General features: G+C 70.3%; 12 protein-coding genes and 1 tRNA gene. 7 read left to right on the top strand and 6 right to left on the bottom strand.

The window, feature by feature from the left end:
• Positions 1-70: 70 nt before the first annotated feature.
• Positions 71-448 (bottom strand): NADH-quinone oxidoreductase subunit A, encoded by a 378-nt coding sequence (ndhC, locus tag ACLQ25_RS31820; RefSeq protein ID WP_425734429.1) that lies wholly within the window; start codon positions 446-448, stop codon positions 71-73.
• 128 nt (positions 449-576) lie between these two features.
• Here ndhC and ACLQ25_RS31825 point away from each other — a divergent pair, with 128 nt between their 5' ends.
• The 3 genes from ACLQ25_RS31825 to ACLQ25_RS31835 all read left to right on the top strand — a co-directional run bounded on the left by ACLQ25_RS31825 (position 577) and on the right by ACLQ25_RS31835 (position 5115).
• Positions 577-2016 (top strand): hypothetical protein, encoded by a 1440-nt coding sequence (locus tag ACLQ25_RS31825; RefSeq protein WP_425734430.1) that lies wholly within the window; start codon positions 577-579, stop codon positions 2014-2016.
• 224 nt (positions 2017-2240) lie between these two features.
• Positions 2241-4088 (top strand): 2-oxoacid:acceptor oxidoreductase subunit alpha, encoded by a 1848-nt coding sequence (locus tag ACLQ25_RS31830; RefSeq protein ID WP_425734431.1) that lies wholly within the window; start codon positions 2241-2243, stop codon positions 4086-4088.
• Positions 4081-5115 (top strand): 2-oxoacid:ferredoxin oxidoreductase subunit beta, encoded by a 1035-nt coding sequence (locus tag ACLQ25_RS31835; RefSeq protein ID WP_425734432.1) that lies wholly within the window; start codon positions 4081-4083, stop codon positions 5113-5115. Before ACLQ25_RS31830 ends, ACLQ25_RS31835 begins: the two co-directional genes overlap by 8 nt.
• Before the next feature lie 70 nt (positions 5116-5185).
• Here ACLQ25_RS31835 and ACLQ25_RS31840 read toward each other — a convergent pair whose 3' ends face one another.
• Positions 5186-5830, bottom strand: a complete 645-nt coding sequence (locus tag ACLQ25_RS31840; protein ID WP_425734433.1) for an FMN-dependent NADH-azoreductase — start codon at positions 5828-5830, stop codon at positions 5186-5188.
• Positions 5831-5912: 82 nt separating this feature from the next.
• On the opposite strand from ACLQ25_RS31840, the gene ACLQ25_RS31845 reads away from it, so the two are divergent.
• A complete protein-coding gene (locus ACLQ25_RS31845; protein ID WP_425734434.1) occupies positions 5913-6395 on the top strand; it encodes a MarR family winged helix-turn-helix transcriptional regulator in 483 nt (160 codons plus the stop codon).
• Between the two features lie 9 nt (positions 6396-6404).
• On the opposite strand, the gene ACLQ25_RS31850 is transcribed toward ACLQ25_RS31845, so the two are convergent.
• Positions 6405-7418: a potassium channel family protein gene (locus ACLQ25_RS31850; RefSeq protein WP_425734435.1), complete on the bottom strand. Its 1014-nt coding sequence runs from the start codon at positions 7416-7418 to the stop codon at positions 6405-6407.
• Positions 7419-7592: 174 nt separating this feature from the next.
• Between ACLQ25_RS31850 and ACLQ25_RS31855 the strand changes: the two genes are divergently transcribed.
• The 3 genes from ACLQ25_RS31855 (at position 7593) to ACLQ25_RS31865 (ending at position 9739) form a co-directional block, all read left to right on the top strand.
• Positions 7593-8180: a helix-turn-helix domain-containing protein gene (locus ACLQ25_RS31855; protein ID WP_425734436.1), complete on the top strand. Its 588-nt coding sequence runs from the start codon at positions 7593-7595 to the stop codon at positions 8178-8180.
• A 136-nt stretch (positions 8181-8316) separates the two neighbouring features.
• On the top strand, positions 8317-8916 hold the full coding sequence (locus tag ACLQ25_RS31860) for an ATP-dependent Clp protease proteolytic subunit (RefSeq protein WP_425734437.1): 600 nt from the start codon (positions 8317-8319) through the stop codon (positions 8914-8916).
• A 55-nt stretch (positions 8917-8971) separates the two neighbouring features.
• Positions 8972-9739: a hypothetical protein gene (locus ACLQ25_RS31865; protein ID WP_425734438.1), complete on the top strand. Its 768-nt coding sequence runs from the start codon at positions 8972-8974 to the stop codon at positions 9737-9739.
• A gap of 197 nt (positions 9740-9936) precedes the next feature.
• On the opposite strand, the gene ACLQ25_RS31870 is transcribed toward ACLQ25_RS31865, so the two are convergent.
• The 3 genes from ACLQ25_RS31870 to ACLQ25_RS31880 form a co-directional block, all read right to left on the bottom strand.
• Positions 9937-10009: transfer RNA gene (locus ACLQ25_RS31870), tRNA-Arg, on the bottom strand.
• A 230-nt stretch (positions 10010-10239) separates the two neighbouring features.
• Positions 10240-10974, bottom strand: a complete 735-nt coding sequence (locus tag ACLQ25_RS31875; RefSeq protein ID WP_425734439.1) for a serine/threonine protein kinase — start codon at positions 10972-10974, stop codon at positions 10240-10242.
• A gap of 33 nt (positions 10975-11007) precedes the next feature.
• Positions 11008-11457, bottom strand: a complete 450-nt coding sequence (locus tag ACLQ25_RS31880; RefSeq protein WP_425734440.1) for a SitI3 family protein — start codon at positions 11455-11457, stop codon at positions 11008-11010.
• Between the last annotated feature and the right edge of the window lie 255 nt (positions 11458-11712).

Raw genomic sequence — 11712 nt, forward strand, 5'->3', positions numbered from 1 at the left:
CACAACCCATCCCACGCCGCTTCGCGACGCGGGATGCTGCCGCGTGTCTACGCACGGTTCGATTTTCGAGTTAGGTCCAGCGGAGGATGTTTTTGCGCCAGGCGTAGAGGATGCCGAGGGCGAGCACCGCCACGAAGAGCGCCATCTCCACCACCGTGACCAGGCCGAAGCCGGGTCGGTCGAAGACCACCGCCCACGGGAAGAGGAAGACCGCCTCGACCGCGAACAGCACGTAGAGGTACGCGTAGACGTAGTAGCGGATCTGCATCTGCGCCCAGTCCCCGCCGACGGGGTCGAGCCCACACTCGTAGCTGGCCCGCTTGCCGAACGGGTCGGCCGGGCGGGCGGGACGTAACACCCGGTTGGCCGAGAACGCCGTCACAAAGAACAGGACACTGACGAGCAGCAAGAGCCCGAGCGTCGCGTACGAGCCCAGGTAACCGGTCACGCCCGGAGCCTACCGCCCGCCCCGGAGGGACCGTCCCCAACACGTTACGAATTTGTTTCCAGGTGGGACTAGTGCACCGGGGCAACTATTAAGAATATTGGACTCCCACCCCTGCAACCGGAGGACAGATGGCCCGCGTGAAGGTTTCGCCCGATCGCCGGGCCGCAGGGCGGCATCCCACCCCCCTACTGGCAACGTCGCTCGCGCTCGGGCTGCTCGCGGCGCTGGCGGTCGCACCGGCCCTCGCCAGCGCGGCGGCGCCGCGCGCCCACCCGGTCACCGCCGTGACGGAGTCGGCGCCCGATCCCGACCCGGACCCGGAGACCACTCCGCCGCAGGAACCCATTCCGACCGAAGATCCGGGCGGCGATCCCGCGCCGACCGACCCGGCCCCACCGACCACCGCAGCACCACCGGAGACCACACCGCCGGCGCCCCCGCCGACCACCGTTCCTCCGCCGCCGGTCACCAGCGCTCCCGCCCCGGGCGGCGCCACCCGTCCGCCGACGGCCGGGCCGCCCGCACCCCCGGTCCCGCCGGTCAACCCGCCCGCGCCGGGCGGCACGCAGGCGCCGCCGCCGAGCCCTCTCGGCGTACAGGTGACCACCGAGGACGTCTCCCTCTCGGAGGCGTACTGGAACGCGCCCAGCACGACCACCACGCTGCGCGTCACCGTGGCCAACACCGGCACGGCCACGCAGCGGGTCCGGCTGTCGTACACCCTGCCGGCCGGGCTGAGTGACGCCGGCACGAACGGGTGCGTCGAAGAGGGGGGCGGCGCGTACCGCTGCGGGGCGTGGACGACCGAGGCGGGCACCCGGTTCAGCAGCCTGATCCGGCTGCGGGTCGCGGGCGACGCCTGGGAGCGGATGCCACTCAGCGGCTCGGTGCGGGTCGTCGCGGACGTGCCGGGAACACCCGGCGAGGTGGCCGACGACCAGGGCTTCGCGGTCCTGTTCCCGCCCGGTCCGCCGGTACCCGGGATCTCGCTGGCCGCCGGCGAGGTCGCGTTCGACATCAGTGGCGCGCAGAGCACCCTCGCGGTGCGGCTGGGCAACACCGGCACGGTGGACGCCACCGGTCTGGTGGAGGTGGTCCTGCCGTCCGGGGTCAGCGCGCCCGCCCCACCGGCGGGTTGCGTGGCGCTCGACGCGTCCCGGACCCGGTGCGACGCGGGTTTGCTGTCCGCCGGCGAGACCCGTGAGCTGCGGCTACCGGTGGAGGCGACTCCGCAGGCCCAGCGGGAGGCGCCGCTGTCCGGGGCCGTGGTCGGTCAACTCGACCCGCGCAACGGCGCGACCCGGCGGTTGCAGATGAGCTTCCGGATCACCGCGGCGGCGGCGCTGGCCACGCCGGTCGTCTCGCCACCCGCGCCGACCGGCTCCCAGGGCGTACTGCCGGCGGGCGCCAACACCGACGACAGCATGACCTCGGTCCGGCGCACCGCGGTCATCCTGGTCGCGGTCTCCGCGCTGCTGGTGGTGCTGGCCCTCGCGCTGGCCACCACCTCGCTGCGGCGCCGGTTCGGCGGACCGGTGAGCGAGCCCCCGGCCCCGCCCACCGACTGATCGATCGACGACCCTGGCCGCCGCCGGCCGGGGTCGTCCCGGGCCGGCGGACGGTGATCTGGATTACGGCGGGCGGGGCGAAACCCCGCATTCCACGGCAATTCTCACGTTGATCCGGTCTCAGTCGGCGGACCTCCGGGCCGGCCCGGGGGTCCCTTCGACGTAGGCTCTGGGTGGGGAACGACAGCGCTTGCGAGCCCGCAGTCGCGAACGAAGGTGGCACAGTGACCAAGCAGATCCGTCAACTCGACCGGGTGGTCATCCGGTTCGCCGGCGACTCCGGCGACGGCATGCAGTTGACCGGCGACCGGTTCACCTCGGAGACGGCGCAGCTCGGCAATGACATCTCCACGCTGCCGAACTTCCCCGCCGAGATCCGGGCCCCCGCCGGCACGCTGCCGGGCGTCTCGAGCTTCCAGGTGCACTTCGCCGACTACGACATCCTCACCCCGGGCGACGCGCCCAACGTGCTGGTGGCGATGAACCCGGCGGCCCTCAAGGCCAACCTGGCCGACCTGCCGCGCGGCGCGGACATCATCGTCAACACCGACGAGTTCACCAAGCGAAACCTGGCCAAGGTCGGCTACCAGAGCAGCCCACTCGACGACGACTCGCTGGCCGGCTACGTCGTCCACCCGGTGGCGCTTACGTCGATGACGGTCGGCGCGCTGGCCGAACACCAGGTGTCCAAGAAGGACGCCGAACGGTCCAAGAACATGTTCGCGCTCGGCCTGCTCTCGTGGATGTACTCCCGGCCGTACGAGTCGACCCTGCGCTTCCTGGAGAGCAAGTTCGCGAAGCGACCGGAGCTGGTCGCCGCGAACGTCGCCGCCTTCAAGGCGGGTTGGAACTTCGGCGAGACCACCGAGGACTTCTCCGTCCGCTACGAGGTCAAGCCGGCGAAGATGCTTCCCGGCACCTACCGCAACATCACCGGCAACGCGGCGCTGTCGCTGGGGCTGGTCGCCGCCGGGGTCCGCTCGGGCCTGCCGGTCTTCCTCGGCGCGTACCCGATCACGCCGGCGTCGGACGTCCTGCACGAGCTGAGCAAGCACAAGCGCTTCGGCGTGCTGACGATGCAGGCCGAGGACGAGATCGCCGCGGTCGGCGCGGCGCTGGGCGCCTCCTACGGCGGCGCGCTCGGAGTGACCACCACGAGCGGCCCGGGTGTGGCGCTCAAGAGCGAGACGATCTCCCTCGCGGTGGCGCTGGAGCTGCCGTTGGTGATCGTGGACGTTCAGCGGGCCGGCCCCTCGACCGGCATGCCGACCAAGACCGAGCAGGCCGACCTGAACATGGCGCTGTACGGCCGGCACGGCGAGGCGCCCGTCGCGGTGATCGCGCCGAAGTCGCCGTCGGACTGTTTCTTCGCGGCGTTGGAGGCGGCCCGGATCGCGCTGACGTACCGCACGCCGGTGATCCTGCTGTCGGACAACTACGTGGCGAACGGCTCCGAGCCGTGGCTGCTGCCCGACGTCGAGTCGTTGCCCGACCTGCGCGTCGACTTCGCCACCGCGCCCAACGGTGCGGACGGCACCACCTTCCTGCCGTACCTGCGCGATCCGGAGACCCTGGCCCGCCCGTGGGCCATCCCCGGCACGCCGGGCCTGGAGCACCGGATCGGCGGGCTGGAGAAGGCCGACAAGACCGGCGACATCTCGTACGACCCGGCGAACCACGACTTCATGGTCCGCACCAGGGCCGCCCGTATCGAGACGATCCCGGTACCGGACATCGAGGTGGAGGACCCGGACGGCGACGCCCGCGTGCTGGTGCTCGGCTGGGGTTCGACGTACGGGCCGATCGGGGCGGCCTGCCGGGGCGTCCGCCAGCGCGGCCTGTCCATCGCCCAGGCGCACCTGCGGCACCTGGCTCCGATGCCGGCGAACCTCGGCGAGGTGCTGCGCTCCTACGACAGGGTGGTCATCCCGGAAATGAACCTGGGCCAGCTCGCCCACGTCATCCGGGCCCGCTACCTGGTCGACGCGATCAGCTACAACCAGGTCCGCGGTCTGCCGTTCACGTCCGCCGAGCTGGAGACGACGCTGGAAGAGGTCCTGAAGAATGTCTGAGCCCGTCGCCCTCAAGCTCACCGCCAAGGACTTCAAGTCCGACCAGGAGGTGCGTTGGTGCCCCGGCTGCGGTGACTACGCCATCCTGGCGGCCATCCAGCAGTTCATGCCGGAGCTGAACATCCCCCGCGAGCGGACCGTGTTCGTCTCCGGGATCGGCTGTTCGTCGCGCTTCCCGTACTACATGAACACGTACGGCATGCACTCGATCCACGGCCGTGCGCCGGCGATCGCGACCGGTCTGTCGGTGTCCCGTCCGGACCTGTCGGTCTGGGTGGTGACCGGCGACGGTGACGCGCTGTCCATCGGCGGCAACCACCTGATCCACGCGCTGCGGCGCAACGTCAACCTCAAGATCCTGCTGTTCAACAACCGGATCTACGGGTTGACCAAGGGGCAGTACTCGCCCACGTCCGAGGTCGGCAAGATCACCAAGTCGACGCCGGCCGGCTCGGCGGACGCGCCGTTCAACCCGCTCTCGCTCGCTCTGGGTGCGGAGGCGAGCTTCGTCGGCCGCACGATCGACTCCGACCGCAAGCACCTCCAGTCGGTGCTGCGGGCCGCCGCCGAGCACCAGGGCTCGGCGTTCGTGGAGATCTACCAGAACTGCAACATCTTCAACGACGGGGCGTTCGAGCAGCTCAAGGACCCGTCGACCCGCGACGACTACCTGATCCGCCTGGAGCACGGCCAGCCGATCACCTTCGGGGCGGACGGTCGGTTCTGCGTGGTGCACCCGCCGGGCGCGTTCGGGCTGGAGGTCCGGGAGACCAACTCCGTACGCCCCGAGGAGATCGTCGTGCACGACGCGACGGTGACCGACCCGGCGTACGCGTTCGCGCTGTCCCGGCTGCCCGGTCTGGACCTGCGCAACACGCCGATCGGTGTGTTCCGCTCGGTGGACCGGCCGTCCTACGACAGCGTGGTGCAGGAGCAGTTGGCGGCGGCGAAGGCGAAGGTCATCGAGACGCCCGAGCAGCAGCTCGCGGGCCTGCTGGGCAGTGGCGACACCTGGACGATCCTCTGACCCGTCGGACCTGAAACGAGAGCGGCCGTCCCGATCCGGGGCGGCCGCTCTCGTTGTGTCGGGTGCCGTCTCAGCGCTGGGCCGAGGCCGGCGTCCACAGGTTGTCGATCTCCTTCTCGGCCGACGCGAGGCTGGCCTCGTGCAGGGGGATCAGCTCGGCCATCGCCGGCACGGTGGGCGCCAGGGTCAGTTCCGCCGTGATGAAGCGCGGCTCCAGGCCGGTCATCGACAGGCCGTGCGGCAGCCACTGCTCCGCATGGTCCCAGCCGTGCCGCGGGGTGCCCTCGCCGTAGCCGCCGCCCCGGGTGGCCACCACCACGAACTCGCGACCGCTGAGCAGGCCCTCCTGGGTCGTCGGGTCGTAGGTGAGGCCGGCGACGATCAGGTGGTCGACCCACGACTTGACGCTGCTGGGGGCTCCGAAGTTGTAGAGCGGCAGCCCGAGCAGGACCACGTCGGCCTGCTTCACCTCGTCTACGAGGCGCTCGCTGAGTTCCCAGGAGGCGCGCTGGGCGGGGGTGTGCTGGTCCGGCGGCGTCATTCGCGCCAGCCCGCCGTCGGAGTCCAGGTGCGGCAGCGGCTCGGCGCCCAGGTCGCGGTAGGTCACCGTGCCGTCGGGGTGCGCCGCGCGCCAGGCTGCGGCGGCCCGGGCGGTGAGCTGCCGGCTGACCGACCAGTCGCCCCGGATGCTCGAATCGATATGCAGCAGGTTCATGATTCCTCCTCCAAGGATCGTCTGTGTTGCATCAACTATTTATAGCAGGCAGATGTTCCGTGGCGTCGGTAGACTGGGTCACATGTCCGCCCTGCCGCTGGAGCCCTCGGAGCACCGCTCGGGCGCCCTGCTGGACCACCTGGCGCGGCGGATGCGGCTGCGAGCGGAATCGGTGCTCGCGCCACTGGGCCTACGCCCTCGGCACCTGGTCGCGCTCACGGTGCTGCGAGCGGGTGGCGGCATCAGCCAGCAGGCGCTCGCGGGCACCCTGGAGATGGACAGCACCAACATCGTCGGGCTGCTCAACGACCTCGAAGCGAAGGATCTCGTCGAGCGGCGACGCTCACCCCAGGACCGCCGGCGACACGTCGTCGAGCTGACCGAAGATGGGATGAAACGCCTCAAAGAGGCAGAGTGCGCCCTCGCGGGTGTCGAGGACGAGGTGTTGGGCGCGCTGGAGCCGGCCGAGCGGGAGACGCTCTACTCGTTGCTGCGGCGGGCGGTCACCACGACACCGATCACCTGCACCGAAGCCTTGAGCGTCGGCGAACCGGACGCCTGCTGACGCCCGGTGTCAGACCGTGGCCGCGGACTGCGGGCGGTCGTCGCGGACGTGCACAAGCATGTCGCCGGTCTCGATCACCGCGCCGGCCCGGTCGGCGAGGGAGACCACCTTGCCCCGCCGGACGAGGGCGATCACCAGCGAGTCCAGCTCACGCGGGGAGCGGCCCACCTCGTCCCGCGCCGCCGAGCGCATCGCCAGCGCCATGCCCTGCCCCGGAGTCAGCAGATCTTCCACGACGTCGATCAGCGGCGGCGCCGAGGTCGAGAGACCGAGCAGGCGGCCGGCGGTCGCCGAGGAGACGATCACGTGGTGCGCGCCGCTCTGCTTGAGCAGCGGGGCGTTCTCCGCCTCGCGGGCGGCCGCGATGATCCGGACCTGACCGGCGGTGAGTTGCCGAACAGTCAACGCCACCAGCACCGACGCGTCGTCGCTGTCGGTCGCGATGATCACTGCCTTCGCGTGCCGGACGTGCGCCTCGTTCAACACCGAGGAACGGGTCGCCGAGCCCTCGATCGCCACCAGCCCCGCCGAGGTGGCCTGCCGCAGTGCGGCGCTGCTGCGCTCCACCACCACGATCCTCGACCGGTCCAGGCCGTTCTCCATCAGGGCGTTGACCGCGCTGCGACCCTTGGTGCCGTAGCCACAGATGATGACGTGGTCCTTCACGGTTCTCCTCCACCGCGACAGGCGACGGCCGGTCCGGTACTGCTCGGTCAGGACTTCCAGGGTGGTGCCGACCAGGATGATCAGGAAGAGCACCCGGGCCGGGGTGACGAACAGGACGTTGACCAGCCGGGCCGACGGCGCGGCGGGGGTGATGTCCCCGTAGCCGGTGGTGGAGAGCGAGACCACCGCGTAGTAGAAACAATCGAGCAGGGTGAGGCCGTCCTCATTGACGTCGCGGTAGCCGTCCCGGTCCAGGTAGACCGCCGCCACCACGGCGAAGACCAGGCCAAGGGCGGCCGCGAGCCGCAGGCTCAGCGCGCTCAGCGGGCCCCGGCGCTGCGCGGGAAAATGGATCACCGTCGAACCTGCCCCGCCGCCGTCGCCTGCACGTCCACAACATAGCGGGTACGCGGCGCTTCGCACGCCCGGGCTACGACGACCGGTCGACGCGGCGGTACGGGTCGGCCCCGACCGTCGGTAACCGGCATGATGATGGGAGGGGTCCCCGACGACCGCGAGAGTGAGGTCCGCATGTCGTTGCTACGACGAGTGATCGGCGGGGTGCTGCGCCGGCTACGCCAAGGCCAGGGCCGCACACTGCGCGAGGTGGCCGAGGTGGCCGGGGTCTCCGTGCCCTACCTCTCGGAGGTCGAACGCGGGCGGAAGGAGGCCTCGTCGGAGGTCCTGGCGGCGATCTGCCGAGCGCTCGGCATCCAACTCTCCGACCTGCTCGAGGCGGCCCGCGACGACCTGCGCCGAGTCGAGCGTCGCATCCCCGCTGCGCCCCGGGCCGCTCTGGCCCGGCTGGAACAGGTGCCCGCGCCGAGTAACGGGACCGGCCCCGCATTCCGAATCGGCTTTCAGCCCGGTGGGGCGACGCCACCCGTGGCCGCCGCTCCGGCCCCCGCACGGCGGCCGGCCGGGCCGGTGCTGCGGCTGGGCGGGCCGATCCTGCACGTGGGCGGTCCAGCCTCGCCCGTCGGGTCGACTGTCGGAGGGGCGGGGTTGCGAGTTCGACTCATCGCCTCCGCATCGACCGGGCGCCCCGGTCCGCGTACCTCCAAGATGCTGGCCTGCCGCCGGGCCCGGACGGGCCGACGGCGGCTGACCCGCGTGTAGGCCGGCTGGGATTCTGCCCTGGGCCGATCTGCCGGCGGCAGAAAGCCTGGGGCGCGACCGCCGCCGCGCGCACGCTGGAGGAGCCGGTTCCCCAGGCGGTTCCGCCGCCCGCCGGCATCGCGGAAGGCGGCGACACATGATCGGGTACGACGTGCGAATGCTGGACGGCGGTCAGCCGACCTTCGGTGACCAGGTGTTCGAGCGGCTGCTACGGGAGCGGATCATCTTCCTCGGCACCGAGGTGACCGACGAGTCGGCCAACCAGATCTGCGCGCAGATCCTGCTGCTCGCGGCCGAGGACGCCGACCGCGACATCTACCTCTACATCAACTCGCCGGGCGGCTCGGTGACCGCGGGAATGGCGGTCTACGACACGATGCGGTACGTCCGCAACGACGTCGCCACGCTGGCGCTCGGCCTCGCCGGCTCGATGGGACAGTTTCTGCTCTGCGCCGGCGCGGCCGGCAAGCGGTACGCGCTGCCGCACTCACGGGTCATGATGCACCAGCCGTCCGGCGGGATGGGCGGCACCGCCTCGGACATCACCATCCAGGCGGAGAACATGCTGCACGTCAAGCGCACCATGCAGGAGTTGATCGCCCAGCACAGTGGACGCACCCTCGACGAGATCCAGCGCGACTGGGACCGGGACCGTTGGTTCACCGCCGAGCAGGCCCGGGAGTACGGCATCGTCGACCGGGTGCTCACCCACGCCGAACAACTGCCGGCGGACTGACCGTCCGTGTTGGCCGGGCCCCCCAGAGTGGACCTTCTTGGTTAGGGTCACGTCTATGCGTCGACTGATCCCTGTCCTCTCGATTGCCCTCGCTGCCGCCCTCGTGGCCGGCTGCGACACCACCTCCGGTGACGCCGGAGGGTCCGGACCGTCCTCAGCTCCCACCACGCCCAAGCTCGAACCGACCGCCGCCGTCCGGCAGGCCATGGAGCGCAGCCTCGCCGGCACGGTCACCATGGACGCCTCGGTCAAGGCCGGCGGCCAGTCGGTCAGCCTCAAGGGCAAGGTCGACCCTGCAGCCAAGGCGATCCACGTCACCGGCACCGCCCCGGAGCCCATCGAGGCCCGGCTGATCGGCGACGTCGCCTACATCAAGTCAAACTCGCTCGACGGCGAGAAGCCCTGGATGAAGATCGATCTGAACAAGCTCCGGCCGACCAGCTCGCTGCGCCAGTCGTTCGACCTGAAGGCACAGACCGGCCTCATCGGCGGCGTCGTGGTCGCCCAGGAGGTCAGTCCCGGCCAGTACACCGGCACCGCCGACCTCAACAAGGCCGCCGAGACCGCCAGCACCGACGGCGGCATGCGCGAGGGCCTCGAGTCGACCGCCAAGTTGGCGAAGGAGCCCCAGGCGATTCCCTTCAAGGCGACCGTCGACGCCGACGGCCGACTCACCGCCCTGTCCTACACGATCGCCACGAAGAGTCTCGGTGACCTCGTCACCGACATGAAGATGAGCGGCTTCGGCGAGAAGGTCACCGTGGCGGCTCCGCCGGCCGCCGACACCGAGGCCGCCTCCGCCGAGATGTACAAGTTCCTCTGACCCCTGCGGATGACGAGGTGCCCTCCGGCACGGCCCGCAGGGCACCTCGACACTTCGCGGCACTGTTCGCTTCGCACGGCGACGACCACGGGGAGGGCTCCTGGCTGCCCGTGCTGGGCACGCTGCTGGCCGCCGGTTCGGTGGGGCTGCTGGCCGCGCTGGTCGTGAACGCGGCCTACCGCTGGTGGTCGTCGAGGTGCCCCCGGCAGGATTCGAACCTGCGACACACGGTTTAGGAAACCGATGCTCTATCCCCTGAGCTACGGGGGCGCGAGGGCACAGTCTAGCGACCTGGGGGTTCACCTGGGGTGGCAGGGAGTGGCCCACGTTCCCCGGACCGCTGTTCGCCCAGCCCAGGACCACACGCCGAGCACACGAACCCTGGCTTGCGACCGGCGGTCGGCCGCGGTGACCCGCGTTGGCACCGGTTTGCCCGGGTTGGCATCCGCTGGGGAGCACACACCGCGCACGCCAACGAAGATCATGATGTGCGCTCCGAGCTACGGGTTCGGCAGGGTTGTGCGCCAGGCGGCGGTGAGTGCTGCCACGTCGGGGTATCGGTCGGCAGGTGTCGTGGCGGTGGCGTTAACGGCTACTTGCATCTGGTGCCGTGAGCCGCGCCAGCCGGTTGGGGAGTCGAGGAGGTGGTGGATGGCGCGGCCGAGGGTGTAGACGGTGGTGCGCCGGTCGATGACGGCGCCGCGGACGAATTCTTCGGGAGCCATGTAGCGGCGGGATCCGGGGAGGCGGTCGGTGCCGAGAGTGAACGGCCCGGGCCGGTACTCGTCGAGGTCGATCAGGCGGAGTCGGCGGGCGTGGAAGTCGTAGAGGAAGCAGCCGTCGTAGAGGTCGACCGCCACATATCCAGCGGCGGTTACGGCCAGGTGTGCGTCGAGGATGGTGTTGATGGCTGTTTCAACGTCGGGCAGGGGTAGTTGCTGAAACCGGTGCAGTGCGCTGCGGTCCGAACCGTGGACGGTGGCGTGGTTAAGCACGCTGCCGTCATGCCATGGGTACACCAGCGTCGGCCCATCGAGGACCTGCTCGGGGCATACGATCGCCGGGTGCTGGACCGCGGCGTGGAACTGGGCGGCTCGCAGCAAAGAACGGCGACTGGGTGCGGTGGTGGCTGTCTTGACGAACCAGCGGCGCCCGGACGCCTCGACGCCGTAGGAGAGGCACCCGGAGTCCTGGGCGTCGAAGATCGCGAACGCAGAGTCCAGGGATAGTTCCACGCAGGGAGAGTAAGGCAGGTAGGCGTACGCCCTTCAGGGGTGGAGAATCCTGTCGTAGTCTTCGTCGTTCCAGCCGTCGGTGTTGTGCTTTCGAAGGCTGCCCGCGACGCGCGTCAGCATCAGCACGTCGCCGTTGAGAGTCAGGGCCGCATCCTCGGCCGTGCCGGCGAGGATCCTGGCCACCGTCGCCAGCATCTGGGGCTTACCCCTGTCGACCAGGGTGTCCTTGCGCATGTAGAAGCTGACATCGACGTAGGGCTCGGGCTCCCACTCCCACAGAGCACCACCGTCGTCCTCGGCGCTGCAGTAACCGCGCCGGCCGCCGGTGATGTCCACGACGTACCCGTGCTCGTCGTTCAGGTCGCCGCTGAGCATCCTGCCGCCGGACGCCGTGGACGTTTCGACCGCTCCGGGAGCAGCAAGCTGCGCCACCTGCTCGAGTGGGATGTCGCCCGCCAGCGTCAACCGGTACTCGACAGCCATCCGCGTCCCTTCGTTAGCCTCGCCGGATGATCTAAGGATCGCACCGTCGCGCGTTACCGCCGCCAGTTCCTTCAGCCCTGTCGCGGGCCAGTCGTGGATCTGCTTGTGGGGCGGCGGAGTTTCCTCGCCCGGCGTGGAGGTTCAAATTCACGCGTTGGGTCTGCTCGGCGTCGACTTTCCTAGATGATCGATTCCAAGGGATGTGGGACCGCAAGTAGACGCGAGGGCGTCCATGATCGGCGTTGCCTAGGCAAC

It is taken from the genome of Micromonospora sp. DT44 (genome assembly GCF_049841635.1).
Classification (GTDB): Bacteria; Actinomycetota; Actinomycetes; order Mycobacteriales; family Micromonosporaceae; genus Micromonospora.

What these genes read in the sequence shown, in the direction of transcription:
- ACLQ25_RS31880 (WP_425734440.1), bottom strand. Translation starts at nt 11,457, where the DNA reads ATGGCTGTCGAGTACCGGTTGACGCTGGCGGGCGACATCCCACTCGAG.
- ACLQ25_RS31865 (WP_425734438.1), top strand. Translation starts at nt 8,972, where the DNA reads ATGCGTCGACTGATCCCTGTCCTCTCGATTGCCCTCGCTGCCGCCCTC.
- ACLQ25_RS31825 (WP_425734430.1), top strand. Translation starts at nt 577, where the DNA reads ATGGCCCGCGTGAAGGTTTCGCCCGATCGCCGGGCCGCAGGGCGGCAT.
- ACLQ25_RS31840 (WP_425734433.1), bottom strand. Translation starts at nt 5,830, where the DNA reads ATGAACCTGCTGCATATCGATTCGAGCATCCGGGGCGACTGGTCGGTC.
- ACLQ25_RS31835 (WP_425734432.1), top strand. Translation starts at nt 4,081, where the DNA reads ATGTCTGAGCCCGTCGCCCTCAAGCTCACCGCCAAGGACTTCAAGTCC.
- ACLQ25_RS31845 (WP_425734434.1), top strand. Translation starts at nt 5,913, where the DNA reads ATGTCCGCCCTGCCGCTGGAGCCCTCGGAGCACCGCTCGGGCGCCCTG.
- ACLQ25_RS31855 (WP_425734436.1), top strand. Translation starts at nt 7,593, where the DNA reads ATGTCGTTGCTACGACGAGTGATCGGCGGGGTGCTGCGCCGGCTACGC.
- ACLQ25_RS31860 (WP_425734437.1), top strand. Translation starts at nt 8,317, where the DNA reads ATGATCGGGTACGACGTGCGAATGCTGGACGGCGGTCAGCCGACCTTC.